28 protein-coding genes, 1 tRNA gene and 1 pseudogene are annotated in these 26081 nt (G+C 63.3%); 15 read left to right on the forward strand and 15 right to left on the reverse strand.

Features of this window, described 5'->3' with window-relative positions; translation table 11 throughout:
• The first annotated feature begins 56 nt into the window (after positions 1-56).
• Positions 57-1172: an alanine racemase gene (alr, locus tag A0U93_RS05995; protein ID WP_077806540.1), complete on the forward strand. Its 1116-nt coding sequence runs from the start codon at positions 57-59 to the stop codon at positions 1170-1172.
• Positions 1169-2427 (forward strand): annotated as a pseudogene (locus tag A0U93_RS06000) (D-amino acid dehydrogenase). Before alr ends, A0U93_RS06000 begins: the two are co-directional and overlap by 4 nt.
• A gap of 54 nt (positions 2428-2481) precedes the next feature.
• Here A0U93_RS06000 and A0U93_RS06005 read toward each other — a convergent pair.
• The 5 genes from A0U93_RS06005 to A0U93_RS17100 all read right to left on the reverse strand — a co-directional run bounded on the left by A0U93_RS06005 (position 2482) and on the right by A0U93_RS17100 (position 6974).
• Positions 2482-2784 carry a hypothetical protein gene (locus A0U93_RS06005; protein WP_077806541.1) on the reverse strand — a complete coding sequence of 101 codons (303 nt, stop codon included), beginning with the start codon at positions 2782-2784 and terminating at the stop codon, positions 2482-2484.
• Between the two features lie 247 nt (positions 2785-3031).
• A complete protein-coding gene (typA, locus tag A0U93_RS06010; RefSeq protein ID WP_077806542.1) occupies positions 3032-4855 on the reverse strand; it encodes a translational GTPase TypA in 1824 nt (607 codons plus the stop codon).
• A gap of 131 nt (positions 4856-4986) precedes the next feature.
• Positions 4987-5529 carry a GNAT family N-acetyltransferase gene (locus A0U93_RS06015; protein ID WP_245825122.1) on the reverse strand — a complete coding sequence of 181 codons (543 nt, stop codon included), beginning with the start codon at positions 5527-5529 and terminating at the stop codon, positions 4987-4989.
• On the reverse strand, positions 5522-6508 hold the full coding sequence (locus tag A0U93_RS06020) for an adenosine kinase (protein WP_077806543.1): 987 nt from the start codon (positions 6506-6508) through the stop codon (positions 5522-5524). The genes A0U93_RS06015 and A0U93_RS06020 overlap by 8 nt, the downstream gene beginning before the upstream one ends.
• A 187-nt stretch (positions 6509-6695) precedes the next feature.
• Positions 6696-6974: a hypothetical protein gene (locus A0U93_RS17100; protein ID WP_211274053.1), complete on the reverse strand. Its 279-nt coding sequence runs from the start codon at positions 6972-6974 to the stop codon at positions 6696-6698.
• Between A0U93_RS17100 and A0U93_RS06030 the strand changes: the two genes are divergently transcribed.
• Positions 6973-7494 (forward strand): bactofilin family protein, encoded by a 522-nt coding sequence (locus tag A0U93_RS06030; protein WP_077806545.1) that lies wholly within the window; start codon positions 6973-6975, stop codon positions 7492-7494. The two genes, A0U93_RS17100 and A0U93_RS06030, sit on opposite strands and share 2 nt — an antisense overlap.
• A gap of 38 nt (positions 7495-7532) precedes the next feature.
• On the opposite strand, the gene A0U93_RS06035 is transcribed toward A0U93_RS06030, so the two are convergent.
• The 3 genes from A0U93_RS06035 to A0U93_RS06045 form a co-directional block, all read right to left on the reverse strand.
• Positions 7533-7916, reverse strand: a complete 384-nt coding sequence (locus tag A0U93_RS06035; protein WP_077806546.1) for a DUF3224 domain-containing protein — start codon at positions 7914-7916, stop codon at positions 7533-7535.
• A gap of 119 nt (positions 7917-8035) precedes the next feature.
• The gene (locus A0U93_RS06040) at positions 8036-8824 is read right to left on the reverse strand and encodes an RlmE family RNA methyltransferase (protein ID WP_077806547.1); all 789 of its coding nucleotides are present in this window, start codon (positions 8822-8824) and stop codon (positions 8036-8038) included.
• Positions 8821-9999, reverse strand: coding sequence for a Ppx/GppA phosphatase family protein (locus A0U93_RS06045; RefSeq protein WP_255318266.1), 1179 nt, complete (start codon positions 9997-9999; stop codon positions 8821-8823). The genes A0U93_RS06040 and A0U93_RS06045 overlap by 4 nt, the downstream gene beginning before the upstream one ends.
• Before the next feature lie 197 nt (positions 10000-10196).
• Between A0U93_RS06045 and A0U93_RS06050 the strand changes: the two genes are divergently transcribed.
• From A0U93_RS06050 to A0U93_RS06065, 4 genes are all read left to right on the forward strand, one after another.
• Positions 10197-10270: transfer RNA gene (locus A0U93_RS06050), tRNA-Gln, on the forward strand.
• A gap of 236 nt (positions 10271-10506) precedes the next feature.
• On the forward strand, positions 10507-10917 hold the full coding sequence (locus tag A0U93_RS06055; protein WP_174807217.1) for a hypothetical protein: 411 nt from the start codon (positions 10507-10509) through the stop codon (positions 10915-10917).
• A 100-nt stretch (positions 10918-11017) separates the two neighbouring features.
• Complete coding sequence (locus A0U93_RS06060) at positions 11018-12385, forward strand: amidohydrolase family protein (protein WP_077808368.1); 1368 nt, start codon at positions 11018-11020, stop codon at positions 12383-12385.
• Positions 12386-12428: 43 nt separating this feature from the next.
• Positions 12429-12737 carry a hypothetical protein gene (locus A0U93_RS06065; protein ID WP_077806549.1) on the forward strand — a complete coding sequence of 103 codons (309 nt, stop codon included), beginning with the start codon at positions 12429-12431 and terminating at the stop codon, positions 12735-12737.
• On the opposite strand, the gene A0U93_RS06070 is transcribed toward A0U93_RS06065, so the two are convergent.
• The gene (locus A0U93_RS06070) at positions 12738-12950 is read right to left on the reverse strand and encodes a helix-turn-helix domain-containing protein (RefSeq protein ID WP_077806550.1); all 213 of its coding nucleotides are present in this window, start codon (positions 12948-12950) and stop codon (positions 12738-12740) included.
• Between the two features lies 1 nt (position 12951).
• Positions 12952-13530 (reverse strand): DUF2975 domain-containing protein, encoded by a 579-nt coding sequence (locus A0U93_RS06075; protein ID WP_169852706.1) that lies wholly within the window; start codon positions 13528-13530, stop codon positions 12952-12954.
• A 266-nt stretch (positions 13531-13796) separates the two neighbouring features.
• Between A0U93_RS06075 and greA the strand changes: the two genes are divergently transcribed.
• Together greA and A0U93_RS06085 are read left to right on the forward strand one after the other, a co-directional pair.
• Entirely contained in the window at positions 13797-14270 is a 474-nt protein-coding gene (gene greA, locus A0U93_RS06080; RefSeq protein ID WP_077808369.1) for a transcription elongation factor GreA, read from the forward strand.
• A gap of 4 nt (positions 14271-14274) precedes the next feature.
• Positions 14275-15492: a threonine ammonia-lyase gene (locus A0U93_RS06085; RefSeq protein ID WP_077806552.1), complete on the forward strand. Its 1218-nt coding sequence runs from the start codon at positions 14275-14277 to the stop codon at positions 15490-15492.
• A gap of 3 nt (positions 15493-15495) precedes the next feature.
• Here A0U93_RS06085 and A0U93_RS06090 read toward each other — a convergent pair whose 3' ends face one another.
• From A0U93_RS06090 to msrB, 3 genes are read right to left on the reverse strand one after another with little or no spacing between them, the layout of a single operon-like run.
• The gene (locus A0U93_RS06090; protein WP_077806553.1) at positions 15496-15711 is read right to left on the reverse strand and encodes a hypothetical protein; all 216 of its coding nucleotides are present in this window, start codon (positions 15709-15711) and stop codon (positions 15496-15498) included.
• A gap of 4 nt (positions 15712-15715) precedes the next feature.
• A complete protein-coding gene (upp, locus tag A0U93_RS06095) occupies positions 15716-16363 on the reverse strand; it encodes a uracil phosphoribosyltransferase (RefSeq protein WP_077806554.1) in 648 nt (215 codons plus the stop codon).
• A 48-nt stretch (positions 16364-16411) separates the two neighbouring features.
• Positions 16412-16798: a peptide-methionine (R)-S-oxide reductase MsrB gene (gene msrB, locus A0U93_RS06100; protein ID WP_077806555.1), complete on the reverse strand. Its 387-nt coding sequence runs from the start codon at positions 16796-16798 to the stop codon at positions 16412-16414.
• A gap of 141 nt (positions 16799-16939) precedes the next feature.
• Here msrB and A0U93_RS06105 point away from each other — a divergent pair, with 141 nt between their 5' ends.
• The 6 genes from A0U93_RS06105 (at position 16940) to A0U93_RS06130 (ending at position 23029) form a co-directional block, all read left to right on the forward strand.
• Complete coding sequence (locus A0U93_RS06105) at positions 16940-17119, forward strand: CsbD family protein (protein WP_077808370.1); 180 nt, start codon at positions 16940-16942, stop codon at positions 17117-17119.
• 96 nt (positions 17120-17215) lie between these two features.
• Positions 17216-18751, forward strand: coding sequence for a 2,3-bisphosphoglycerate-independent phosphoglycerate mutase (gpmI, locus tag A0U93_RS06110; RefSeq protein ID WP_077806556.1), 1536 nt, complete (start codon positions 17216-17218; stop codon positions 18749-18751).
• Positions 18752-18768: 17 nt separating this feature from the next.
• Positions 18769-20016: a murein hydrolase activator EnvC family protein gene (locus A0U93_RS06115; RefSeq protein ID WP_077806557.1), complete on the forward strand. Its 1248-nt coding sequence runs from the start codon at positions 18769-18771 to the stop codon at positions 20014-20016.
• Positions 20017-20158: 142 nt separating this feature from the next.
• Positions 20159-21616, forward strand: coding sequence for a S41 family peptidase (locus A0U93_RS06120; RefSeq protein WP_077808371.1), 1458 nt, complete (start codon positions 20159-20161; stop codon positions 21614-21616).
• Positions 21600-22550: a divergent polysaccharide deacetylase family protein gene (locus A0U93_RS06125; RefSeq protein WP_077806558.1), complete on the forward strand. Its 951-nt coding sequence runs from the start codon at positions 21600-21602 to the stop codon at positions 22548-22550. Before A0U93_RS06120 ends, A0U93_RS06125 begins: the two co-directional genes overlap by 17 nt.
• Positions 22547-23029 carry an RNA pyrophosphohydrolase gene (locus A0U93_RS06130; protein WP_077806559.1) on the forward strand — a complete coding sequence of 161 codons (483 nt, stop codon included), beginning with the start codon at positions 22547-22549 and terminating at the stop codon, positions 23027-23029. Before A0U93_RS06125 ends, A0U93_RS06130 begins: the two co-directional genes overlap by 4 nt.
• Before the next feature lie 6 nt (positions 23030-23035).
• On the opposite strand, the gene A0U93_RS06135 is transcribed toward A0U93_RS06130, so the two are convergent.
• Entirely contained in the window at positions 23036-24814 is a 1779-nt protein-coding gene (locus A0U93_RS06135; RefSeq protein ID WP_077806560.1) for an ABC transporter ATP-binding protein, read from the reverse strand.
• Positions 24815-24878: 64 nt separating this feature from the next.
• Complete coding sequence (locus tag A0U93_RS06140) at positions 24879-26066, reverse strand: CCA tRNA nucleotidyltransferase (protein ID WP_077806561.1); 1188 nt, start codon at positions 26064-26066, stop codon at positions 24879-24881.
• Between the last annotated feature and the right edge of the window lie 15 nt (positions 26067-26081).

Here is a 26081-nt window from a genome sequence, read left to right on the forward strand (position 1 = left end):
ATGGCGAACTTTCGGCTTAGTGTCTCCGGCACAATGATCTCACTTCCTATCCTTTCATGAGCGCATCTCGCGACGGCGCCGGCGGCTGGCTGAGCATCGATCTGGGCGCCATCGGCACGAACTACCGTCGATTGCGCGAGCATGTCGGTCCCGCCACGCAAGTCGGTGCGGCCGTCAAGGCCGATGCCTATGGTCTGGGCGTCTCGAAGGTCGCACCGGTCCTGCATCGCGCGGGCTGCCGCAACTTCTTCGTCGCAACCGTCGACGAGGCGCTTGCATTGCGCACCCTGCTGGGACCGGATGCGACGATCTTCCAGTTGAACGGCCCCTTCGCCGGAAGTGAAGCCACGCTGGCCGATGCCGCCATAACGCCCGTTCTGAACAGCCCGGCGCAGATTGCGCTCTGGCGCGCTCTGGCGAAGCGCAGGACGCAGCGCCTGCCCTGTGCCTTGCAGATCGATTCCGGCATGTCGCGCTTCGGCCTGAACGAAGCCGATATCCTCGCACTCGGCAACGATTTTGCCGCTTTCGACGTCAAGCTGGTCATGAGCCATCTGGCCTGCGCCGATGAGCCCGACCATCGCCAGAACACGGCGCAACTGGCGACCTTCCGACGCCTGCGGCCACTTCTGCCTCATGCGCCCTCCAGTCTTGCAGCCTCCAGCGGCATCTATCTCGGCCCGGATTTTCATTTCGATCTCGTGCGCCCCGGCGTGGCCCTGTATGGCGGCAACCCGACACCGGATCGCGCCAATCCCATGCGCGGCACCGTCACGCTGAGCATACGGATGATCCAGGAGCGACGCATCGAGCCCGGCACCGCCGTCGGCTACAGCGCGCGTTTCGTCGCCTCCCGCCACAGCCGCATCGCAACGCTTTCCGCCGGCTATGCGGATGGCCTGCCACGCGCCGCCGGAGGGCGGGCCGTGGCCGTGCATCCCGAGCGCCCGGATGTGCCGTTGCCGATCGTCGGGCGCGTCTCCATGGACTGCCTGGCGCTGGACATCACCGATCTGGGCGAGATGCCCGTGCCACCGGGCACCGCTTTCGAACTAATCGGTCCGCATCGTCCGATCGATGCCGTGGCAGCCGGTCTGGACACCATCAGCTACGAGCTGCTCACATCGCTCGGCCATCGTTATCATCGCGACTATATCGAGAGTATGGAATGAAAATCATCGTCCTGGGAGCCGGCGTCGTCGGCGTTACGACCGCCTGGTACCTCGCCGAACAGGGACACGAAGTTGAAGTCGTGGATCGCCAGCCCGGCGTCGCGCTGGAGACCTCGTTCGCCAATGCCGGTCAGGTCTCGCCTGGCTATTCCACCCCATGGGCGATGCCTGGCCTGCCGCTGAAAGCCATGCGATGGATGCTGAGCAAGCATAGCCCGCTGGTAATTCGCCCGAAGCGGCCAGCCTGCCGATGGCGCGCTTCGTGACGCAGCTCCTCGCCAACTGCACGTCGAAATCCTACGACATCAACAAGGGCCGCATGCTGCGTATCGCGGAATACAGCCGCGATTGCCTCACAGCGCTGCGCCAGCTCACCGGCATCCAGTATGACGGCAGCCAGAACGGCCTGATCCAGCTTTTCCGGACGCAAAAGCAGGTCGATCATGCCCATGAAGACATGCGTCTGCTGTCGGAAAGCAATATTCCCCACGAACTGCTCGATGTCTCCGGCATCCTGAAATACGAGCCCGGCCTGGCCGGCGCACGCCAGCGACTGGCCGGCGGCCTGCGCCTGCCCGGCGACGAAGCCGGGGATGCCTATCTGTTCACGAAGCGCCTCGCTGAAATGGCTGCGGAAAAAGGTGTGACCTTCCGCTTCCACACGCAGATCGAGGCCGTCGAGGCTGCCGCGGACAACATCTACGGCATCCGCACCAGCGCGGGTCGCCTGACGGCCGACGCCTATGTCATGGCATTGGGCAGCTATTCGCCGCGCCTGCTGAAGCCCATCGAACTCGATCTGCCGGTCTATCCGGTCAAGGGCTACTCCCTGACCGCGCCGATCACGGACGAATCGCGCGTTCCGCTCTCCACCGTCAACGATGAAACCTACAAGGTCGCCATCACGCGTCTGGGCGATCGAATCCGCATCGGCGGCACGGCGGAACTCGCCGGCTGGCGCCTGCGCCTGAGCGAAGACCGCCGTGAAACGCTGGAACTATCCTTCTCGGAGATGTTCGGCGGTGCCGACCTGTCGCATGCGCGCTACTGGACCGGGCTGCGCCCGTGCACGCCGGACGGCACGCCGATCGTCGGCCCAGCCGGGCGCTACGGCAACCTCTGGCTGAACACCGGCCACGGCACGTTGGGCTGGACGATGGCTTGCGGCTCCGGGAAGCTTCTGGCCGACCGCATCAGCGGTCGTCGTACGGAAATCCCGGCACTCGACCTCTCGCTCGACCGCTACGCGGCATAAAAAAAGCGGGGCCGCAGTTGCGGCCCCGCTTCTTCCCGAACACTCAGGAAAAGATCAGTTTCCGGACTCGGAAGCCGCAGCGCGCGCCGGCGCCTTCTTGCCATGGTGCTTGTGGTGCTTGTGCTTGTGCTTCTTCGGCGCTTCGCTGGTCGGCGCAGCCGCATCCGGCGTTGCGGTGTCGGGCGTCGCCGCCGGTGCCGGTGCCGGTGCCGTGGTGGAGGGCGCCGGAGCGGTCGGAGCAGTCGGCGCTGCAGCCGGGGCGTCAGGGGACGGCGTCGTCTGCGCGATAGCCGGCGCCGCTGCCGCGAGAGCAAGCGTGGAAACGGCGGCGATCAGGCGGCGGTTGAGGATAGACATCGGGTAATCTCCGAAAACGAAAATAAACTATGGACTGCTGGCGAAACGAGCACGCTCTTTTCCTGACACGCCTACATCCTCGCGCATAGCCAACTGTCGATTACCATCTTTCGATTTACGCGTCGCGCATTAAACTTTCGGGTCACACGCCGAAAGTCGCAGGTTCGTCGTCAAGACGCCCCAATATAAACAAATTCATGTAAAGAGCGCGGCATTGGCACCACCAATGCCGCGCTTGCAATCGAGATCAGACAGCCGCCTTGGACTTTTCCATCCGCTTGCGCTCGTTCGGATCGAGGTAACGCTTGCGGATACGAACGGCGGACGGTGTGACCTCCACCAGTTCGTCGTCCTCGATATACGCGATCGCCTGCTCGAGGTTCATCTTACGCGGCGGCACCAGCAACAGCGCATCGTCCTTGCCGGCCGCGCGGATATTCGTCAGCTTCTTTTCGCGCACGCAGTTCACTTCGAGATCGTTCTCGCGCGAATGCTCGCCAATAATCATCCCGACATAGACCTTCTCGCCCGCATCGATGAACAGCGCGCCACGGTCCTGCAACGAGAACAACGAATACTGCGTCGACGAACCGTCTTCCGATGAGATCAACGAGCCGTTACGGCGGCCTTCGATCACGCCGACATACGGCTGGTAGCCCGCGAACAGGCGGTTCATCAGGCCCGTGCCGCGCGTGTCGGTCAGGAACTCGCCGTGGTAGCCGATCAGCCCGCGCGAGGGGATCAGGAACGTCAGGCGCACCTTGCCGCCACCGGACGGACGCATATCCTGCATCAGCCCCTTGCGCAGGGACATCTTCTCGACGACCACGCCCGAATACGGCTCGTCCACATCGATCAGAACCTCTTCGAACGGCTCTTCGCGCTCACCCGTCTCCGGGTTTTCGCGGAACAGCACGCGCGGGCGGCCGATCGTCAGTTCGAAGCCCTCGCGGCGCATCGTCTCGATCAGCACGCCGAGCTGCAATTCGCCGCGGCCGGCCACTTCGAACGCTTCGCTCTCCGGGCTTTCCGTCACCTGAATGGCGACGTTGCCTTCGGTCTCCTTGAACAGACGATCGCGGATCTGGCGCGACGTCACTTTCTTGCCTTCACGACCACCCAACGGCGAGTCATTGATGCGGAAGGTCATGGACAGCGTCGGCGGATCGACCGGCTGCGATTCCAGCGGCTCGGCCACTTCCGGCGAGGCGATCGTGTCCGGAATGGTCGCTTCCGAGAGACCGGCAACGGCGATGATGTCGCCCGCTTCCGCCTCGTCCACCGGCACGCGGTCCAGCCCGCGGAACGACAGCAGCTTCGTGATACGGCCCGTCTCGACGATCGAGCCATCGCGACGCAGCACGCGCACCGGCATGTTGACGCGCGCACGACCCTGATCCACGCGGCCCGTCAGGATGCGACCCAGGAAGTTGTCGCTCTCGAGAATGGTCGACACCATTGCAAACGGCGCTTCCGAGTCCAGGCCCGGCGTCGGGACATGGCGCAGGACAAGGTCGAACAGCGGCGAGAGGTCCTTCTTCGGTCCGTCCAGCTCCGTGTCGGCCCAGCCCTGACGACCGGAGGCGTAGAGCATCGGGAAGTCGAGCTGCTCCTCATTGGCGTCGAGCGCCGCGAACAGGTCGAAGATTTCCTCATGCACCTCGTCCGGGCGTGCATCGCCACGGTCGATCTTGTTGACGACGACGATCGGGCGGATGCCGCGCTTCAGCGCCTTGCCCAGCACGAACTTCGTCTGCGGGAGCGCGCCCTCGGCAGCGTCCACGAGGATGATCGCGCCATCCACCATGCTCAGGATGCGCTCGACCTCACCGCCGAAATCGGCGTGGCCCGGCGTATCGATGATGTTGATGCGCGTGTCTTTCCATACGACCGACGTGCACTTGGCCAGAATCGTGATACCGCGCTCACGTTCCAGATCGTTGCTGTCCATCGCACGTTCGGCGACGTGCTGATTGTCGCGGAAGGCGCCAGACTGCTTCAGCAGCTGATCGACGAGGGTAGTCTTGCCATGATCGACGTGCGCGATGATGGCGATGTTACGGATTTCCATGCAAGCGGTCCTGTTCGGGCTGGTGCCGAAGGTCATGCCCTGCCGGATCGGATGAACGATGCAGGGTCGGGTTTGACGGGTTGGCCGTCTTCTGCCCGGTTTCCCCGCGCGTTGCAATCAAAGGATGCTGATTACGCGCGTTCACCCGCGTTGAAAGGCGGAAAAAGACGTTCGAAACGATATTCGTCGCTATGCTGGCCCTTGAAGAAGTCGGCATTGCGAACTGTTTCCACCCAATGAAATCCCAGATGGCGCAACAATCCGGCCGACGCGACGTTGCGCGTGTCGACAAGGGCCTCCGCAATCGCGATATCCCCTCGCTTCTGCACGGCCTGCAACATGAGGCTGACGGCACGCCGTCCAACGCCCTGACGCCAGAACGACGGGAAGACGTGATAGCCGATCAGCGCCCGATCGCCCCGTAATGTCGCCTGCGTATAGCCAAGCAGTCCGATCTCGCTACGGATCGCCCAGTTCAGCCACACTTCATGCCCATCCGGGGGGCCACCGCCGGCCAGAAAAGCATACCGCGCCCGGAGAGCCGCGACATCCTCCGGCGGCTCCTCCGCGAGGTAAGTGTAGCCCCGGACATCGCAAAGACCCGGAAACATGCTTTCGGCATGAGACGGTGTCAGCGGCTCGATCACGATCCCCGGAAGCGGACAATCAGGCACGCAACGCGAAGTCGTCTTCAGGACGAGCCCCGATCTGCGTGATGATCGCGCCGGCCGCGCGATTGCCCAGCGCCGCGCAGTATGCCAGATCACGTTCCTTGGTCAATCCAGCCAGGAAACCGGCCGCGAACGCATCGCCCGCGCCAGTAGTGTCCACGACGGTCACCGTATCAGTTGGAACGTCGTGCCGCTTCCCGTCCGCCAGCACGACAGCTCCCTGCGCGCCACGCGTCACGGCGACCAGCTTCGTGTCACGCCCTGCCAGCGTCAGCGCCTCGTCGATATCCGCTGCATCGTAAAGCGCGCGAATCTCGTCCTCGTTGGCGAAGAGGATATCGATGTGACCGGCCACCAGATCGCGGAACGGGGCTTTGTGTCGCCCGACGCAAAATGAGTCGGACAATGTCAGCGCCACCTGCCGTCCCGCGCCGTGCGCCAGTTCCGCCGCATGGACGAAAGCCGCCTGGGCGCGCGGCTTGTCGAACAGATAGCCTTCCATATAGGTGATCGCCGCCGAACGAACGGTTGCCGCATCGACATCCTCCGGCCCGAACTCCGTGCAGATGCCGAGATAGGTGTGCATCGTGCGCTGCCCGTCCGGCGTGACCAGCACGATGCAGCGCGCCGTCGGCACATCCGCATCGGCAACCGGCGCGGACGGATAGGTCAACCCCAGCTCACGCAGATCAACGGCATAGTGACGACCGGCCGCATCGTCCGCCACCTTTCCAAGATAGCCGACCGACGCGCCGAGGCGACGCGCGACCACCGCCGTGTTGGCTGCCGAACCACCGCCCATCACGCGTGATGGCATGATTCCGGCCTCGATGCTGCGCGCCTGTTCGGCATCGATCAACGTCATGCCGCCGGGGGGCGATCCGAGGGAAGCCAGCGCATCATGCGAGACTTCGGCAAGCACATCGACGATGGCATTGCCGATGCAGAGCAGATCAAGCGTCGGCACGGGGGAAACGTTCATGAATTCTCCAGAAAACGGCTGAAAGGTGGCGTTTCGCCATCAAATCAACACGATCATAGGCAACGCAGGGTCCCACGCCAACTCCGCGACGGCAACGGGTTGCGGCTCGTGAAAAAAAGCGTCGGAAAAGCGACGCAAATCACGCGCCTCCGACTTGTCGCCGCCGCGCGGGAGCGTGTAAGCCGGGTTAAGTAGTGTTCGTCGCAGGTACACATGGCACAGGCTGCGACAGCCAGCCGCTTGCGGCGCCCGAACCGCCCACTTTCAGATCGCGCAGCGGGGTTTCCTTGTTCAGAAGACGCAAACCAGAAGACAACGCGACCGGCAACGCCCCGGCTTCAGGTCCCTCGGGTTCGAACGGCCCGAACCCGTCGACGCCGACCGGCAGCGCCAAGTCCCTTTTCCCTGAGCGTCCCGCCAGCGCCGACGCCCAAACCACCCCGACCACTCCGAAGGATACCGCCATGGGTCGCTCCCCGTTCCCGACGCCTCCGACCAACAACCCGCCGGCTGGCGCCCGTCCGAACGCGCCGACCCCGACATCCGCCGCTGCGCCGGGCGCGCCCACGCGTACCGGCGCGGTCGAGCGTCGTACGCTCGTCGTCGGTCGCGGCATCAGCGTCCAGGGCACAGTGCAGGATGCCGAGCGCCTGGTTGTCGAAGGCACGGTCGAAGCCAGCATGATCCATGCGGCAGAACTCTCGGTCGCCCAGGGTGGTGTTTTCCGAGGTGAGATCGAAGTCGAGGACGCCGAACTTGCTGGCACGATCGATGGCACGCTGACGGTTCGCGGTAACCTGACCGTTCGCTCGACCGGCCGCCTGATCGGCAAGACGAAGACGCGTCGCCTGCAGGTCGAGGATGGCGGCCAGATCACGGGCCATCTGGAAATGATTACGGAGGGCGCTGCTCGCCCACCGGCAGGCGAGTCGGTCGTGTCCAGCCGCCCGGCCGTACCGAGCACGGCAGAAACGGCGACCTCCTGATCTGCCATAAAAAGCGCCGGGTTCCCCCCGGCGTTTTTTTATTCCGGGCAGCTGTAGCGAAAAGCGTAACGATGCTTCGCTTCAGCGTCGATCGTCATGGTGCCGGAAAGCCCTTCCAGCCCATCAGTCCCGCTATCGGGGATGACGACGATATTCTGCGTCGGTGCCTGTCGATCCATGAGCCCATCATGACGCAGCAGAAAGCTGCCCCATCGCCCCGCCATCCGGCCCGTGATGCGCTCGATCAACACATAGGCTGCCGAACCTTCCACTGCTGTCCTGACGGCCAGCATCTCTCCGTGGCCCGTTCCCTCCAGAGCGCCATGGAAGGTCTTCTTCACGACAAAGCGCTCGATGCCATCGACTGCAGAAGGTTGCAGCTGCATGTCGATATCGAAGTTTCCTTCGGCCATGTGCACCATGATACGACGCCCCCTCTGATGTCCGAGACAACACATATGGGAACGCAGTCCAGCGGTCCGAAGTTGTCGGTCGGAAGCCCATAATAGCGCAATGGGTTTCCATCCGGACCAGACATCTGTCAGTCTTTCAGGCGCGCCGGTCGAAATCCTGTCGCCACCACATACAATTCGCTCGACTCCTTGCGCGAAGCCGGTGGTTTAACGTGCTTCACGGACGCAAACGCCAGCTTCATGGGCTCCAGCATCTGCTTTTCGGAGCCACCCTGAAACACTTTTGCGACAAATCCGCCACCTTCCGCCAGCACCTGCATGGCAAAGTCGAGCGCGCCTTCCGCCAGCCCCATGATCCGCAGATGGTCGGTCGGCGCATGCCCGGTCGTATTCGGCGCCATGTCCGACAGCACCAGATCCGCCGGTCCGCCCAACAATGCCTTCAACCGGTCGGGCATTTCCGGGTCCGTGAAGTCGCCTTCGACGATCTCCGCCCCTCCCACCGGATCGACTGGCAGAAGATCGACACCCGCCACGTGACTGGCGCCACGCTTGACGGCAACCTGCGCCCATCCGCCCGGCGCGGCACCGAGATCGATGATGCGCATGCCCGGCTTGATTAACTTGAAGCGGTCATCGATCTCGATCAGCTTGAAGGCGGCCCGTGAGCGCCACCCCTGCTTGCGCGCCGCAACGACGTAGGGATCGTTCAACTGCCGGTTCAGCCAGCGTTGCTGCGCGGTCGTGCGCCCTCGCGCCGTTCGGAGGGAAACGGTCTTGTTGCGACCCGCCGCAACGGCGGCGGCGTCGAGCGCCGCATCGTCGCCGCCGGGCGCGGACGTGCTTTTCAGGGCGCGCCCGGGTATGCGCTCGGGCTGTTTGGATGATGGACGACGCGGCGGTTTGTTCTTGCTCATGCGCCCCAGATAGCCGAATTCGCCCCATACACGCCATGCTTCGATGACGGTGGCGTACGCCGCGCGACGTTCGAGGGCGACCGCACATGGCCGATCGTCTCCATCTCACGCGCCATGCGGAACAGAAGCCCATCCCGCAGTCCCCGATCCGCAACCGTGACGGCCTCGACCGGCCAGAGCCGGTGGATGGCCTCGAAGATCGCGCAGCCGGGCAAGACATAATGATTGCGTTCGGACCCTACGCATGGATGCGTCGCCAGCCCGTCGGCACGGAATGCGCGCAGCGTATCGATGGCACCCAGCGCCGCCGCATCCGTCAGGACGATACCGTCGATCGCATGCCGGTTGTAGCGTGGAAGGTTGAGCGCAATACCGGCCAGCGTCGTGACCGTCCCGCTGGTGCCAAGCATGCCGACATTGGACCGGCCGATTTCCCGCCGAATATGATGCACGGCCTCGAAACCATCGAGTTCCGTCATGACATGCCGCACCATCGCCTCGTAATAGGCCGCATGCTCCTCGTCAGATGCGTCCGCAGCGGGCGCCGCAAAGCGCTCGGCCATGGTGATGACGCCCCATGGAATGCTGGTTGTGCCGGTCAATGTCTGGGCGCGGCGCGCGCGGTCGAGACGCAGCCATGCGATTTCGGTCGAGCCGCCGCCAATATCGAACAGGATACCGCGTTCGCGACGGTGATTGTTGGCATGAAGCAGGGCACCGCAACTGTCCATCGCCAGTTCGGCCTCTTCGCGCGGGCTGATGATGGCAATGTCCAGCCCGGTTTCAGCACGAACACGCTGGAGGAAAGCCCGCCCGTTCGCGGCGCGGCGACAGGCTTCCGTCGCAACGCAGCAGATCGCCCGGACCGGCCATTGGCGCAGTCGCGCCGCGCAGACATGCAGGGCACTCATGGTGCGCGCCATGGCGTCGTCGCTCAGCACCCCGGCGCTTTGCAGCCCCTCGCCCAGTCGCACCGTGCGGTTGAAACTGTCCACGACGCGGAAACCGTCGCCGCTGCGCACCGCCACCATCAAACGACAGTTGTTCGTGCCCAGATCGAGCGCCGCGAAACATCCGTTCGCACCGAGCCATTCAGCCCGTTCACGCGATGTCGCGTAACGCGGTGAAGCGTGCGGCTTGCCTTGGGCAAGCATCCGGTTCTCGCAAAAACTCATTTGGCGGCTCTCCCGATGCCCGCCAAGGACACCTTACATTTACACTGTGGAACGCCGCGTTGTTCGTCGCAAGAAGATTATGACAAAACAGTAAAATGATCCCTGTCTTCGTCCGGGATGGAAATGGGGCTTGCATAGCCTGCGTCACGATGCTAATTGCCCGCCACCGCAGAGCTTCTGGCTCTTCCGTCCGGTTTTGGGGGATAGTTTAGCGGTAGAACTACCGGCTCTGACCCGGTCAGCCCTGGTTCGAATCCAGGTCCCCCAGCCAACCGGCAAATCTCACAAAAACCAAAATCGCATTTCAATGCTGTTACGCAATCGCGGCATCATGGCAAGCGTCCTAAAGGTAACCAGGACGCGCATGAATCCGGAATCATACGATAGATCATTACTTAACAGTAATTAGTAATTCTATATCTTTTCGTCATTGTCAGCTTCCGTTTTACCCAGTTACACATCCAACTTGGTTACATTTCGCCAGCAGAGGCCGTCGATTTCCTGCGCGTGCACGTCACGCAACTCTATGGTGGATGGTGGCTGGACGCCGATATCCGGATTCGCGACGCCGAGGCATTGCAATTCATTGCCAGCCAGCAAGCCGGAAACGTGCTCTTCCTGACCGATAACGGCGTCGTACATAACGATTTTTATGGCACGGTCGCCAACAGCGCCATTGGCGCGGATTGCCTGCTATCGCTTTATCGAAACAGCTATCTCCATGCCGGCCTGTTCATTGCCTACAAGACCGGGCCGGGCATCTTCGGGCGTGCCGTCAATCGCCTCGCGCATCGGGCGCTTGGCGGCATAAAGCCTGCCCAATCGATTCGTATCTACGATCATCACGAATTCGATCGTATCATTCACCAGTTCGATACACCCTATAAGTCCCAGTTGCCTTCCTGGCACACCAGTTGAACGCCACTGACGGATGTCATCACATTTTTATTGACCCGCCGATCCAGATGACCCTGAGAACGTTCCCGAACATCATGTCATGCCGGGAACAAACCATCTGATGCCTGATCTGCGTCCATTGCCCCTCCTTGCTGTGGCGACCTCGCTCTTTTCTGCGACAGCCGCCGTGGCGGCGCCGACCGTTTTCGACCATGCGCGGGTCATCGACGGCACGGGACAAGCCGCGCGCCCGGACGTCAGTGTCGTCGTGGACGACGGACGCATCGTCAGCATCGGCGGCCAGGCACCTGCAAACGCGCAGCATATCGACCTCACCGGCAAGACGCTGCTGCCTGCCCTGATCAGCGATCACAGTCACGTCGGTCTGGTATCGGGCACCGGCGCGGCCAGCACGAACTATACACGCGAAAACATCCTGGCCGCGCTGAAGCAATATACGCAATACGGCGTGCTGACCGTCACTGCGCTGGGACTCAACAAATCGCCCCTTTTCGACCAGTTGCGCCATGAACAGCATGCAGGGGCAAATCCCGGCGCGGACCTTTTCGGCGTCGATCAAGGCATCAGCGCACCGAACGGCATCCCGCCCGCCAGCATGGTTCATGGCCTGGGACCGGATCAGATCTATCGCCCGACAACGCCCCTGGAAGCCCGCAAGGACGTCGATCGGATGATCGACGAGGGAACCGATCTCGTGAAGATCTGGGTGGACGATTTCCGTAACGATGTGCCGAACGGCAAGGTCTATCCCAAGCTCAAGCCCATCATCTATCGCGCGGCCATCGATGAAGCCCATAAGCGCCATGTGCGCGTGGCCGTGCATATCCACGATCTGGACGTCGCCAAGGCCGTCGTCGATGCCGGAGCCGATATCGTAGCGCACGGCGTGCGTGACAAGCCGGTGGATCAGGCCTTGATCATGGCCATGAAGCAGCGCGGCACATGGTATATTGCGACGCTGGACCTGGATGAAGCCAACTACCTGTTCGCGGAACACCCGGAATGGCTGAATAATCCGTTCCTGGCCGCCGGCCTCAATCCGGCGCTGCGTGCGCAGTTCGCCAGTTCAGACTGGCGGATCAAGACATTGGCCAAGCCGATCACACCCGCCTCACGTCATGCCCTGTCGATCAATCAACACAATCTGCTGATCCTGCACAAGGCAGGTATCCATATCGGCTTCGGAACGGATTCGGGAGCTGCCCCCACGCGTATTCCCGGCTTTGCCGAGCATCGCGAACTGGCCCTGACGGTTGCGGCAGGACTGACCCCGATGCAGGCGATCACGCTGGCCACAGGCAATGCCGCCGCCCTTTTGCAACTGTCCGATCGTGGCCTGATCGCCCCCGGCAAGCGCGCGGATCTGCTGATCGTCAGAGGTGCGCCGGATCAGGACATCACCGCCATCAATCATATCGATCAGGTATGGCAGCGTGGTATGAAGGTTAGCGGCGCGTTGGGAGAATAACTCCTCTCTTACGACGCTATTCTACCGGTAGAGGAAAAGAAAGATGTCGATATATCGTTTTGCGGCAGTTCTGACGGCTGGTTTTTCCCTTCTGTCGGTGGCCGCCGCCGCACCCATACACAAGAAGACCGCCCCGCCACCTCCAGCACAAGAGCATGCACCGTATCGCGACAAGACGGGCGATAGCTACGTCGACCGGCTGAATGCCGCACAGCTTCCGCAGAACTATAAGGGACCGGTCTATTATGCCGGACAACCGGTGCCGAAATTCCAAGCCGTGCCGCGTGGTCAACTCAACGATCTGCCAAAAGCAACGACTGCGCCCCAAGCCGAAACGCCGCCACATCCATAATCAGGACACATCACCCTCGTGGCGCAAAAGATCGCCGGGCTGACAATCCAGAGCCCGGCAAATCGCCTCCAGAGTCGAAAAGCGAATGGCCTTGGCCTTTCCAGTCTTGAGAATGGAAAGATTGGCAAGCGTCAGGCCGATCCGCTCCGAAAGTGCCGTTAAGGATATGCCGCGCCGTTGCAGTATGTCGTCGAGATCCACGACAATGGCCACGTCAGACGACCTCATCCAGTTCCTGGCGCAATGCCATTCCACGGCGGAACACCCAGGCCATGACGAATGGCAGGACGAGAAGCGCGACATCTCCCGCAAACGGCATATCCGAAGTCACCGGCACATTGCCGATATCGCCGTTCATCGCGTGATATGGCCGTCCCGTGGCGCCGTCCGTAATACCCTCGACGAAACCCAAAAGAAAATCGGGCATCCGACCGACAAGGCCCCAATAGCCGATCAACCGCAGCAGACGTATATTGTCGTGGACGAACACCTCGCTTCGCACACACCGGGCAGCGATTTTGGCGGTCAGGGCGAACATCTGCGCTTCGCAGATATACTCCACGACCAGACATAGTGCCTGCCAGGGAGAGAGAGCTGCACCCCAATGCATCGCCCATCCGAAACGCGCCACCAGCCAGTTCGGCGCCCATGCGTGAAGCATCTCAACGACATGAAATGCTGCCGCCACCCACGCCAATCCAGATGCAGCCTGCAGCACAGGATCGATCAGCTTTATCATATCATACGGATCGTCAGAGGATAATCCCGCTGCCTGTCGTTGCGAATCCTGCATGAGCATCACTCTTTCTGTCCTTCCCATATCGATATTCAATATTATTGATTTTCGATATGTCAACGACCTGTCCTACCTGCGCGTTGACCTGTCTCATGCCGAAAATGCGCGACCGGTCTTGCAGTCGTCGCGCCCAGAGCCTAGCTTATTCGGCCATAAGTGAAGCGAGCCGGGCTGTTCCGGCCGCGAAGTCGGCGCCCGTGCGCGGTGATGAGGTCAAACTCGGACACTGCGCGCGTGGGGCTTATGCGTTTTGGGGACACGTCGTGCAGAAGATTCCGATGACCGCCGGAGGGTTGACCCGCCTCGAGGACGAACTGCGCCGCCTCAAGAGCGACGACCGTCCTGCCGTGATCCGTGCCATCGCCGAAGCACGCGCCCATGGTGATCTCTCGGAAAACGCGGAATACCATGCCGCGCGCGATCGCCAGTCCTTCATCGAGGGTCGTATCCTGGAACTCGAGGAACTGATTTCGACCGCCGAGGTGATCGATCCGTCCACCCTCTCGGGCGATCAGGTGAAGTTCGGCGCCCATGTCGAAGTGGTCGACGAGGAAACCGACAAGGAAAGCGCCTACCAGATCGTCGGCGTTCATGAAGCCGACATCAAGCAGGGCCTGCTGTCGATCTCCTCCCCGCTCGCCAAGTCACTGATCGGCAAAAGCGTCGGCGACAGCGTTGCCGTACCCACGCCGGGCGGCGACAAGACATACGAAATCCTGACCGTCACCTATAAGTAAGACCATGCTCCAGAGAACGACCGAAACGCCGACATTCGCTGACATCGCCGCCGCGCATGCACGAATTGCGCCCCGGATCGTTCGCTCGCCCACCCTGCCGTGCCCGGCGCTTTCGAAGCTGACCGGGGCGGAGATCTGGCTGAAGCTGGAAAATCTGCAGGCCATCGCCTCGTTCAAGGAGCGCGGTGCGGCCAACAAGCTGGCGTTGCTCACGGAAGAAGAGCGTGCCCGCGGCGTGATCGCCGTATCGGCCGGCAACCACGCGCAAGGCGTGGCGCGTCATGCCAGCCTGCTGGGCATCGATGCGACCATCGTCATGCCCCGCTTCACGCCGACCGCCAAGGTGGAACGCACGCGCGGCTGGGGTGCCAATGTCGTGACGGAGGGCGAGGATTTCGCCGCCGCCAGCCTCGTGGCTGAGGAAATCCGCAGGCGCGAGAACCGCGTGCTGGTGCATCCGTTCAACGACCCTGCCGTCATGGCCGGTCAGGGAACGTTCGGCATCGAACTGCTGGAGGATGCACCGGAACTGGACGCCCTCGTCCTGCCGATCGGCGGTGGCGGCCTGATTAGCGGCACGGCGATTGCCGCCGCGCATATGCGTCCCGGCCTCGATATTTACGGCGTGCAGGTGGAGAGCCATGCGTCCCTTTCCGCCTTCCCGCAGGCGCCCGTGGATGTGCGGGGCGGATCGACGATCGCGGAAGGCATTGCCGTCACGACACTTGGCGACCAGTGCTACGAAGCGGCCCGCCCGCACCTGAGCGGCGTGCTGGTCGTGACCGAATTGCAGGTCGAATCGGCCATTGCACTGCTGGCGGAGCATGCCAAACAGGTCAGCGAAGGCGCCGGCGCCGCAGCGCTTGCCGCCGTCATGGCCTATCCGGACATTTTCCAGGGCAAGCGCCTCGCCCTGCCGATCAGCGGGGGCAATATCGGCACGCGCATCCTGGCCAATACGCTGTTGCGTGCCTTGCGTCGGGACGGTCGGCTATTGTCGCTCATCCTCCAGATTCCCGATCGCCCCGGCGTTCTGGCGGATATCGCGACACGCATCGGCAATGCAGGCGGCAACATCATCGAAGTGTCGCATCAGCGGCTTTTCGCCGCACCATCGGTGCAGACGGCCGAACTCGAAATCATGGTCGAGGCACGCGACAGCCGCCATGCGGACGCCATCGAGGCCGATCTGCGCGCCCATTACGTGCTGACGCGCGGCTGAAACCTAGAAATCGGGAGCATTGCTGATCGCAGCGTGCTCTTCCGCCAGATGGGCGTGAAGATCTCCGCCCGCCGCACGCGTCAGTGCCGCATCGGAGATGCCCGCCGCCTGCGCGGCGGTCCGGCACGCCTGCACCGCGCCCGGGATATCCACACCGGGCGCGACCAGTTCATTCTCGATCCAGTTGTCGAGCCACTCCTCGACGTCTTCCGCCGTCATGACGTCACCGCGTCCCGAATAACCTGTCCCCTGCGTCGCCGAGGCCGGGAACGATATAGCCCTTCTCGTTCAGGCCACGATCGATCGCGCAGGTGACGATCTTCACGTCCGGATGTCGTTCGTTCAGGTAGGCCACCCCTTCCGGCGCGGCCAGCAGACAGACGAAGATGATGTATTTCACGCCCGCGGCCTTTACACGGTCGATCGCGGCCGCCGCGCTGTGCCCTGTGGCCAGCATCGGATCCACCACGATGCAGTCGCGGTCGGCCACGTCCTCCGGCAGCTTCATGTAATATTCGATGGCTTCCAGCGTGTCGTGATCGCGGTAAAGTCCGATATGCCCCACACGCGCCGCCGGGACCAGGTCAAGCATTCCGTCCAGAATGCCATTGCCCGCACGCAGGATGGAAATGAAGCAGAGCTTCTTGCCGGACAGCGCCCGGCCTTCCATGCGCTCGATCGGCGTTTCGATCTCGACAGGCTCTGTCGCCAGATCGCGCGTCGCCTCATAGCACATCAGCAGGCTGAGCTCGCGCGTCAGGCGGCGAAATCCGGCGGTGGATGTCGATACCTGACGCAGCCGCGTCAGCTTATGCAGCACCAGCGGATGATCGAGTACAACGGGCGGGGTGGGGACGGTCGTTTCGCTCATGTGCACTTCCTACCGCATTTCCGCCGCTTTTGTCAGGCCGCCTGTATGTCAGGCAGGACGAAAATCGAGCGCCACACCGTTCATGCAATAACGTAGCCCCGTCGGCGCCGGCCCGTCAGGGAAAACATGGCCGAGATGGCCTTCGCAGTTCGCGCAATGCACTTCGGTCCGCACCATGCCCAGAGAGACATCGCGCGTCGTGGCAACCGCGTCGTCCTTCGGTGCCCAGAAGGAGGGCCAGCCACTGCCGCTATCGTATTTCTTGTCGGAATCGAACAGCGGCTCACCGCATCCCGCGCAATGATAAACACCTGGACGCTTTTCATCGTTCAGCGGGCTCGATCCCGGTCGTTCGGTGCCGTGTTCGCGCAAAACCCGCCGCTGCTCCGGCGTCAGGCCGACGCCACAGCCGGTCGTTCCACAATCAACGCTCATAATCCGCCTTCCTTCTCTCTTCCGGCGACATGCCCTGCCCGAATATCTGGTCATGGAATGCGTCTTCGCCAGATCGGCAAGGGAAACTCTTCGCGCAGCGCGCCGTTTCATTTTCACATCCGGTCAAGGGAGAACACAATCATGAGCGCGATGACAGACAAGATTTCCGGTGCGGCCAACAAGGCGACGGGCACCGTCAAGGAAAAGATCGGCAAGGCGACCGACGATACGGACCTGCAGGCCGAAGGCGCGGCACAGCGCCTGAAGGGCAGTGCGCAGAACGTCAAGGGTCAGGCGAAAGACAAGATCAACAAGATCTGATCGATCGTCACGAATCAGCCCCGGCATGGCGGACCCGGTTCGCCACGCCGGGGTTTTGTCGTATAATGCCTTCCTGACTTTGGAAGGCTTTCGACCATGAACGACCAGACCCTCTCCGTGCCGCGCCCTGTCATGCTTGTCATTCTTGACGGCTTCGGCGACAGCGCAGCCGTGGAGGACAATGCCGTCGCGCTGGCGCATACGCCGAATTTCGATCGGCTCTGGGATCGTAGCCCCCACGCCTACCTCCGCACCTGCGGCGAGGATGTCGGTCTTCCCGAAGGCCAGATGGGCAACTCGGAAGTCGGCCACCTGAACATCGGCGCAGGCCGGGTCGTGATGCAGGATCTCCCGCGCATCTCCCGCGCCGCACGCGATGGCTCTCTGGCGCAAAACCCCGCTCTGCTGGATTTCATCGAAACGCTGCGCAAATCGGGCGGTACCTGTCATCTCATGGGCCTCGTATCTCCCGGTGGTGTTCACGCCCATCAGGATCACATTGCGGCGCTGGCCCGTATCGTGACAGCCGCCGGCGTTCCCGTTGCCCTGCACCTTTTCAGCGACGGCCGGGATACCGCGCCCAAATCGGGCGAGGACGCCATCAGGCGGCTTGTTGCAGAGCTGCCGAAAGGCGCAACGATCGCCACGATCAGTGGCCGTTACTATGCCATGGACCGGGACAACCGATGGGAGCGCGTTCGCCTCGCCTACGACGCCCTGACCGAGGGCGCCGGCCCGAAAACGATTGATCCTCTCGCGGTCCTGCCAGAGCATTATGATCGCGACGTGACCGACGAATTCGTTCTTCCCACCGTCATCGGCGACTATTCCGGCATGAAGGACGGCGACGGCATCCTTTCTGCCAATTTCCGTGCCGATCGTATTCGCGAACTGCTGGATGCCCTCCTCCAGCCGGCTTTCGAGGGCTTTACACGGCCACGCCACATCCAGTTCGCCGCCGCCTGCGGCATGACACGCTACAGCGCCGATCTGGCATCGCTGATGAGCGTGCTATTCCCCAAGGAACCGATGATCGACCTTCTCGGCGACGTCGTCTCCCATGCCGGAAAGCGGCAACTCCGTATGGCGGAGACCGAAAAATATCCGCACGTCACCTATTTCCTGAACGGCGGGAAGGAAAAGCTGCTGGAAGGCGAAGAACGCATCCTCGTCCCTTCGCCCAAAGTCGCGACCTACGATCTCCAGCCCGAAATGTCGGCGCCGGAACTCACCGATCGCGCCGTCGAGGCGATCGATAGCGGTCGCTTCGACCTGATCGTGCTGAACTATGCAAATCCGGACATGGTCGGCCACACCGGCGTTCTCGCCGCCGCGGTCAAAGCCTGCGAAGCGGTGGATCAGGGTCTTGGCCGTATCGCCGACGCCATCGGGCGCGCCGGCGGCGCGCTGCTCGTGACAGCCGATCACGGCAATTGCGAAACCATGCGCGATCCCGACACCGGCGGCGTGCATACGGCGCACACGCTGAACCGCGTCCCGGTTCTCCTGGCCGGCAGGCCGGCTGCCACGTTGCACGACGGTCGTCTGGCCGATCTGGCCCCGACACTGCTGTCCCTGCTCGGCCTGCGGCAACCCGAAACCATGACGGGCGTGTCATTGCTCGACGCCTGACCGCGCGCATCCGCCCCATGGCATGGCCGCAACTTGCCGCCGCTCTGGTGCTGGCGGGTACGGCCGTGGCGGCGCCACATCACGCGCACCGCGCCGGATCGCCCGATCGGCACGCCCTCGATGCCGCCCGGAACGCTCACGCCGCCCTGCTACGACGTCAGGCCAATCAGGCGGCATTGATCGACGCCCGTCGCAAGGCCCAGAGGCAAGCGCAGGCCCGCGCCACACAGGATGCCGCGCGCACGCGAAACTTCGCGGCGCAGACGCGCGCGGCCACAGCCGAGCTTTCCGAGACCGAGACACGGATCAGCGCCCTGCAAGACGATATCGCCGCGCTTTCCACGCAGCAGGAGGAACTGCGACGCGACATCCGACACAACGCCGCCATGCTCCGCCCCCTCCTGCCTCTGGCGGAACGGCTTTCCATCGCACCGAGCACCTCGTTGATCGCAGCGCCGATCCCGCCCGATCGCGCCGTCGAAGGCCTGTCGATCATCGCCGGCCTGTCGGTCCTGACGGAACGCGCCGCGGAACGCCTGCACCAGCAACAGACGACTCTCGCGCTGAACGATGCCAGACTTAAGACACAAAACGACGAACTGGCGGCCCTGCGCCAGAAGCAGTCGGCGGAACGCGATGCGGCGGCGCAGCAGACCCGCCTCGCCGCCCGGGCCGAAAAACGCGCCGACGACGCCGTAACGCAGGCGCGCGCCGCCGTGGCCACTGCCACGGCGCAGGCCACGAACCTGCAGGACGCCATCGCCCAGATCGAAAAGACCGAAGCCGACGCGCAGGCCAGACTCGACGCCGAGGCCCGCGCGCTCCAGCAACGTCACGAAACGGCGAAGGCACGACGCGTGCAGGCACAGGCCAATGCGATGAGCACGACCAGCGGTCCCGGTCCGTCACGTGGAAACGGAACAGCCCCCGTCGCGGGACGCATCACCGTCGCCTGGGGCCAGACGACGGAAGCCGGGCCTGCAACGGGCATCACATATGAAACCCCCGGCGGCGCGGCCGTGCATGCGCCGTGTGGCGGCCGCGTGGACTTTGCCGGATCGTTCCGCTCGTTCGGCCAGATGCTGATCCTGGATTGCGGACGGCGCTATCGCTTCGTGGTGGCCGGACTGGGCACGCTTGCCGCCCGGAGCGGTCAGCCGATCACCAGGGGTGGTGCACTCGGGACCATGCCCGGCGGTACGGGGCACCTGTTCCTGCAATTGCGCCAGGGAAGCCAGAGCGTTGACCCACAACCGTTCCTCTAGGATGGTTTTGTGCAACGCTTCGACAGTTTAGAATGCACGCGTTATAGCTTTGCTAACGATCCGCCGCCTACGCTGCGACGACCGACCGGCATGAGGCCGGCGGCGCGTGCGAAGGAGAGGCCGGTTTCGAGGGATGATATTCATGAAGCTCCGCACAGGCCTGCTGCTCGGGACGGCATTCCTGGCCGGCATCACCACCGGTCCGTCGGTCGAACGCATGGCCGGACCGGCAGTCGCGCATCTGCTCGGCAACACAGCCCTGGCGCGCGAGGTGGCCGCCGACAACGACAACCATAGCGAAACACTCCGTCTGCTGACTCTTTTCGGCACGGTTCTCGATCTCGTCCGTGCGGAATATGTCGAGCCCGTGAGCGACAAGGACCTGATCAACAACGCCCTCGACGGCATGGTCAGCAATCTCGACCCGCACAGCTCGTATATGAACGAGAAGCAGTACAAGGACATGCAGGTCCAGATCAGCGGCAAATTCGGCGGTCTCGGCATTCAGGTGCAGGATCAGGACGGGCATGTCCGCGTCGTCTCGCCCATGGTCGGCACGCCGGCATCCCGCGCGGGAATCAAGCCGGGCGATTTCATCACCGAAGTGGACGGCAAGTCGCTCGATGGCATGACGCTCGATCAGGCGGTGACCAAGATGCGTGGCGATCCGGGAACCAAGATCACCCTGACGATCATCCGCGCCAAAGCGCCCAAGCCGCTGAAATTCACCATGACGCGCGAGATCGTCCATATTCAGGTCGTCACCTCGGCGCTTTACGGCAAGACCGGCTACATCCATCTCAACGAATTCGACGACGATACCGAAAGCGGCATGCATGCGGCCTACGACAAGCTGAAGGCACAGGCCGGCGGCAAGCTCGACGGGCTCGTTCTCGACCTGCGTCTCAATCCGGGCGGCAAGCTCGATCAGGCAATCGCCGTCAGCGACGATTTCATCCCCGAGGGCGAGATCGTCTCGATCCGTGGCCGCCATGCCGAGAACAACCATCGCTGGGACGCCAAGGGAACGGACATCACCAACCGTCTGCCGATCGTGGTGCTGATCAATGGCGGGTCGGCATCCGCCAGCGAGATCGTCGCAGGTGCGCTGCAGGATCATCGGCGCGCCGTGCTGCTGGGTGAGAAATCTTTCGGCAAGGGCTCCGTGCAATCCCTGATCCCTGTTCCGGGCAACGGTGCGGTACGCCTGACGACGGCGCGTTATTACACGCCATCCGGCCGTTCCATCCAGGGTCTCGGCATCGCGCCGGACATTCTGGTCAAGGAAAGCAAGGACGATGAGGGCATCGGCTATCGCGAAGCCGATCTGAAGCACATCATCACCAATATCGGCGGCAATCGCAGCAAGGCGCCCGTCCGAACCGATCTGCCGGCCATCGCGTCCTCCATTCCCGATGCGCCGCCGGCAAACTGGCCGAAATTCGACCTCACCAAGCCCAACACCGACTTCCAGTTGCAGGAAGGCCTCCGCGTCGTGCACGCGATGGCGGGACTGCCCCCCGGTGAATTGCCGAACGGCGCGGTCGAGAACAAGACCACGTCCAACGCCCCGTCGCCAACGCATGTCCAACAACACTAGAGGCAACAAACCGCGCCGGCCCGGCTTGCGTTCGGGCCTGCCACGGGCCGGCCGCGCATTGCTGGGATTCTGGGCCGTTGTTCTCCTCGGCGTGGCGGGTGGCGTGGGAACACTGGCCTATCTGGGGCCGCCGCCAAAACCGGCCGTGAAACCGTCGATAGCCATTGCCACGGTGCCCCGGCCCTCGGCCTCACGACCGGTTGCACCTCTGGCACTCCCCCGCCCCATCAAGGGACCGCATCTCGCCATCGTCGTCAGCGGTCTCGGCTATTCCGCCGAACTGACTGAAACAGCCCTGAAAACCCTGCCGTCACAGGTTGGTTTTCTCGTCTCGCCATATATCGCCGACCTGCCAGCACTGATCGAACGCGCGCATCATGCCGGACATGAGGTATTTCTTGATCTTCCCGTTCAGGGACCCGCGCCGGACATGACATCCATCGGACCGCATGGACTTGGCTATGGGAACGGCCCCGCCGAGGATATTGCCGCACTGCAATGGAATCTGGAACGGGCTCCCGGTATCGTCGGCGTTTCCGTTGCCGATCTTGCCCCTCCAGCCGTTGTTTCGGCGCCCGGCTTCGCATCCACACCTGATTTCATGCCAGTCGCCCGCGCCATCGCGGCCCGTGGCCTGATGGTCCTCCTCAACGGAGAGCAGAAATCCGGCCTTTCCCGCGATCTGCGGGCCGATACGCGACTGGAGATGGATGCGGACGCGGAAACGATCGATCACGATCTCTTCACCCTCGCCGACCGCGCCGCTCACGGCGAATTCGTGCTGACCACGACGGACACCATGACACCCGTGGGTCTGACACGTCTTGCCGCATGGCTTTCCAGTCTTCCGGGACGCGGTATCATCCTCGCCGCGCCGAGTGCCATGAGCATGCCGGACCTCTCCACGCCTGACCCATCGACGAATCCCGCATGATCGACCTCTCATCCCTCCCGTATCGACCCAATGTCGGCGCCATGCTGTTCGACGCGCGTGGCCACATTTTTCTTGCCCGCCGGGCGGACCTGCCCGACGGCATCTGGCAATGCCCTCAAGGCGGAATCGACCCCGGCGAGACGCCAGAAGAGGCCGTTCGACGTGAACTCGAAGAGGAAATCGGCACGACAAAAGCCGAAATCCTTGGCGAGTATCCGGAGTGGCTGTCCTATGACCTGCCACCGCACTTGATCGGCAAGGCTCTGGGCGGGCAGTTTCGTGGTCAGACGCAACGCTGGTTCGCCTTGCGTTTCCTGGGCAGTGACAGCGATGTCGTGCTGGATCGCCATCTGCCGGCCGAATTCGACCAGTGGGCGTGGGTCCCGCCAGACGAGATCGCGTCATTCAATCTCGGCTTCAAAAAAATACTCTATGCGACACTCGTCCCGGCGCTTTCGCGAATGGCGTCACCCCTCTGACGCTGGTCAGTCAACCAGTTCGAGCGATTGCGTGCGCACAAGCCGGGCATAGAGCCCGTCCGCCCGCAGAAGTTCGGCATGCGTTCCGGCCTCCACCGCGCACCCCTGACTCATGACGACGATCAGGTTGGCTGCTTTCACCGTCGCCAGACGATGGGCCACGATCAGCGTCGTCCGACCCTGTCGTAGATTGACCAATGCCTGCTGAACCTTGGCCTCGCTTTCGGAATCCAGCGCGCTGGTCGCCTCATCCAGCAGTAGCAGGCGCGGGTCGCGCAGCAATGCCCGCGCCAGGGCCACACGCTGACGTTGCCCCCCGGAAAGCCGCTGCCCGCCGGGTCCGACCAGCGTATCCAGTCCCTGCGGCAGCGTATCGGCAAAATCGACGGCTGCCGCCATCGCCGCAGCCTCGACCTCTTCCCGTGGCGCATCGGGTCGGCCGATACGGATATTGTCCAGCACCGACATGTCGAACAGCGTCGTTTCCTGGCTGACATAGGCAATCGCATCGCGCAGTCCGTCGAGCGTCAGATCGCGCAGGTCGATGCCGTCGAGGAGGATGGCACCGCGCGAGACATCGTGCAGACGTGGCACAAGCGAAAGCGCCGTCGATTTGCCGGCACCGGACGGACCCACCAGCGCCACCGTATATCCCGGCTGCACATCGAAGGAGAGGTCATGCAGACCGATGCGCCCGTCCGGATAGGCGAACCCGACCTTCGAAAACACCAGATGTCCATGCCCCGGCGGCAACGAACGCGCATCGGGACGCTGGGCGACCGCAGGCGGTTCGTCGATCACACCGAAAACACGCTCCAGCCCCCCGAGCCCTTCCTGCAAGGCAGCGTTCAGGGAACCGAGCGACCGTAGGGGGCGGGCCGCGGTCAGCAATGCCGTGATGAACGCCGTAAAATCGCCAAGCGTCGCGCCACCCATCGCGGCACGCCAGCCGGCAAAACCCAGAACCGCGGCGATCGCCGTGCCGCCAAGCACTTCCAGTACAGGATCGACGCGCGCCCTGCCCTTGGCGATGCGAAGGAAAGCATGATGCAGAAGGTCGAGTGACCGATCGACGCGCCGCGCCTCCGACTCTTCCATGCGATAGATGCGCACCTGCCGGGCCAGTGCGAAGCTCTCGTTGAGCAGTGTCGCCGTCATGCCGATCTGTTCCTGCATCCCGCCCGATGCGCGGCGCACGCGCTTGCCGAGGCGCTCGATCGGCACGGCGGCAACGGGATAGAGCACCAGCGCGATCAGGCTCAGTTCCCAGTCGGTGAAGATCATCGCGCCAACAAGCCCGATCACCGTCACCACATCGCCCAGGGCGTTGACGGCGCGGATCATCGCTTCCCGGATCGAGATGGCATCCGTCGTGAAACGTGCCGCCCACTGCGCCGGCGCCTCTTCCTCGATCCGCGCGATGTCGGCCAGGAGCGCATGCCGGAACATCCGCTCCTGAAGATGCCGGATCACCGCCAGCACAAGTCCCTGCACAGCGATCGTCTGCCCATACTGGGAGGCCGCCTTCAGGCTGGTCACGATCACGACGATCGCCGGCACCTGATAAAGGATGCGCGGATCGTGCGCCGCGAACATATCGACCGCCCGCTTGATGACGAGCGGATACAGCGCCGTCAGTCCCGCCGTCGCCACCGTCAGGAAAATGACGGTCATCACGCGGCTCGGCAGGCGCATCACCTCCTCACGCCAGATGCGATGCAGCATGCGCCGACCGCGTGGCGCTGTGGGGTCGATACGGGTCGGGCGTTGCGGTTCGGCGTTCATGCCCGACGTAGTAACGCCGTGCCGATGAGGGGGGAAGAGCAGGCGATGATCGAGTCGCCAGCCTTCAGTCGGGAGAGGCGGCCAGAACGACGTCCAGTTGCCGCAGACAGCCCGCCCGATCAGGCCGACATCCGGCCTCGATCCACCACGCCTCGACCTTCCGCAAAGCCTGCCCGACACCTGGCCCCGGCGTCGCGCCCGCTTTCACGGCATCGCGCCCCGAAAGAGGAAAAACCGGGCGCGGCAGGGCGACAAGCCGGGCGCGCAGATCGGACCACCCGGCATCGGGGCGGGCAAGTTCGTCAGCCTGCGCCAGCCATGTACGGTCAAGCAGGGCTTCGAGATCGGTCCTGGCGCAGGCGCGGCGCAGATCGTCGTCATCGGCACCCGGCATCAGAACATTCGACAAACGCATGGCTGTCAGCCGTGCATTCTGCGCACCGGACAGGCGCAGGATAGACCCCAGATCGGGCGCATCGCATAACGCACCCAGACGCAGCGTACCATCGGCGGGCGGGTCGCAATCCAGCAGCCGCCTGAACCGATCCATATGCAGATGCGCCGCAGGCAGACGGCGGACCAGCACGCCGGCATCCGCCATCGACGTCACGGCATGCACCGCTCGCGGCCCCGCCAGAATGCGCAGCAGTTCGGACGCCACGCGTTCGGCGGAAAGGGCATCGACCAACGATGAGGCGGCAATGATCGCATCAAGCGCGCCGCGATCGGGCCGCGTCGTGCCGAAGCGCGCATCGAAGCGGAAAAAACGGAAAATCCTCAGCGCGTCCTCGGCAATCCGCCTTGCCGGATCACCGACGAAACGCACGCGATGGGCCGCCAGATCGTCCCTTCCACCGAAGAAATCGTGAATCTCGCCGGATCGGTCGAGAGACATGGCATTGATCGTGAAATCGCGTCTGGCCGCGTCTTCTCGCCAGTCCTGCGTCCAGGACACCACGGCATGGCGCCCGTCCGTTCGGTCGTCGCGGCGCAGGGTCGTGATTTCATACGGCCTGCGATCGATGACGGCCGTGACGGTGCCATGCGCCAGCCCGGTCGGCACCACCTTGATGCCCTGCGCCTGCAAGGCCGCCTGCACCATCTCCGGCGGTTCCGGCGTGGCCATGTCGAGATCGTTCACGACGAGTCCGGCCAGCAGATCGCGCACACAGCCACCGACCAGCCGCGCCGCCGGCAGAATGGCCCAGAGGCGATCCAGTCCCTGGCGATCCGGCAGGGCGTCGAGAAGCATCACGGTCGAGAAGAA

Origin of the sequence: Neoasaia chiangmaiensis (assembly GCF_002005465.1) — a bacterium.
Lineage (GTDB): Bacteria > Pseudomonadota > Alphaproteobacteria > Acetobacterales > Acetobacteraceae > Neoasaia > Neoasaia chiangmaiensis.

Excerpts from the sequence above, each read along its gene's own strand:
- A0U93_RS06045 (WP_255318266.1), bottom strand. The coding sequence starts at position 9,999 with ATGAGTTTTTGCGAGAACCGGATGCTTGCCCAAGGCAAGCCGCACGCT.
- upp (WP_077806554.1), bottom strand. The coding sequence starts at position 16,363 with ATGAGCGAAACGACCGTCCCCACCCCGCCCGTTGTACTCGATCATCCG.
- A0U93_RS06020 (WP_077806543.1), bottom strand. The coding sequence starts at position 6,508 with ATGAACGTTTCCCCCGTGCCGACGCTTGATCTGCTCTGCATCGGCAAT.
- alr (WP_077806540.1), top strand. The coding sequence starts at position 57 with ATGAGCGCATCTCGCGACGGCGCCGGCGGCTGGCTGAGCATCGATCTG.
- A0U93_RS06065 (WP_077806549.1), top strand. The coding sequence starts at position 12,429 with ATGTCGATATATCGTTTTGCGGCAGTTCTGACGGCTGGTTTTTCCCTT.
- A0U93_RS06115 (WP_077806557.1), top strand. The coding sequence starts at position 18,769 with ATGGCATGGCCGCAACTTGCCGCCGCTCTGGTGCTGGCGGGTACGGCC.
- A0U93_RS06075 (WP_169852706.1), bottom strand. The coding sequence starts at position 13,530 with ATGCAGGATTCGCAACGACAGGCAGCGGGATTATCCTCTGACGATCCG.
- A0U93_RS17100 (WP_211274053.1), bottom strand. The coding sequence starts at position 6,974 with ATGGCGGTATCCTTCGGAGTGGTCGGGGTGGTTTGGGCGTCGGCGCTG.
- A0U93_RS06030 (WP_077806545.1), top strand. The coding sequence starts at position 6,973 with ATGGGTCGCTCCCCGTTCCCGACGCCTCCGACCAACAACCCGCCGGCT.
- gpmI (WP_077806556.1), top strand. The coding sequence starts at position 17,216 with ATGAACGACCAGACCCTCTCCGTGCCGCGCCCTGTCATGCTTGTCATT.
- A0U93_RS06090 (WP_077806553.1), bottom strand. The coding sequence starts at position 15,711 with ATGACGGCGGAAGACGTCGAGGAGTGGCTCGACAACTGGATCGAGAAT.
- typA (WP_077806542.1), bottom strand. The coding sequence starts at position 4,855 with ATGGAAATCCGTAACATCGCCATCATCGCGCACGTCGATCATGGCAAG.
- A0U93_RS06140 (WP_077806561.1), bottom strand. The coding sequence starts at position 26,066 with ATGCTTCTCGACGCCCTGCCGGATCGCCAGGGACTGGATCGCCTCTGG.
- A0U93_RS06085 (WP_077806552.1), top strand. The coding sequence starts at position 14,275 with ATGCTCCAGAGAACGACCGAAACGCCGACATTCGCTGACATCGCCGCC.
- A0U93_RS06105 (WP_077808370.1), top strand. The coding sequence starts at position 16,940 with ATGAGCGCGATGACAGACAAGATTTCCGGTGCGGCCAACAAGGCGACG.
- msrB (WP_077806555.1), bottom strand. The coding sequence starts at position 16,798 with ATGAGCGTTGATTGTGGAACGACCGGCTGTGGCGTCGGCCTGACGCCG.
- A0U93_RS06130 (WP_077806559.1), top strand. The coding sequence starts at position 22,547 with ATGATCGACCTCTCATCCCTCCCGTATCGACCCAATGTCGGCGCCATG.
- A0U93_RS06135 (WP_077806560.1), bottom strand. The coding sequence starts at position 24,814 with ATGAACGCCGAACCGCAACGCCCGACCCGTATCGACCCCACAGCGCCA.
- A0U93_RS06005 (WP_077806541.1), bottom strand. The coding sequence starts at position 2,784 with ATGTCTATCCTCAACCGCCGCCTGATCGCCGCCGTTTCCACGCTTGCT.
- A0U93_RS06120 (WP_077808371.1), top strand. The coding sequence starts at position 20,159 with ATGAAGCTCCGCACAGGCCTGCTGCTCGGGACGGCATTCCTGGCCGGC.
- A0U93_RS06035 (WP_077806546.1), bottom strand. The coding sequence starts at position 7,916 with ATGGTGCACATGGCCGAAGGAAACTTCGATATCGACATGCAGCTGCAA.
- A0U93_RS06040 (WP_077806547.1), bottom strand. The coding sequence starts at position 8,824 with ATGAGCAAGAACAAACCGCCGCGTCGTCCATCATCCAAACAGCCCGAG.
- A0U93_RS06060 (WP_077808368.1), top strand. The coding sequence starts at position 11,018 with ATGCCTGATCTGCGTCCATTGCCCCTCCTTGCTGTGGCGACCTCGCTC.
- A0U93_RS06125 (WP_077806558.1), top strand. The coding sequence starts at position 21,600 with ATGTCCAACAACACTAGAGGCAACAAACCGCGCCGGCCCGGCTTGCGT.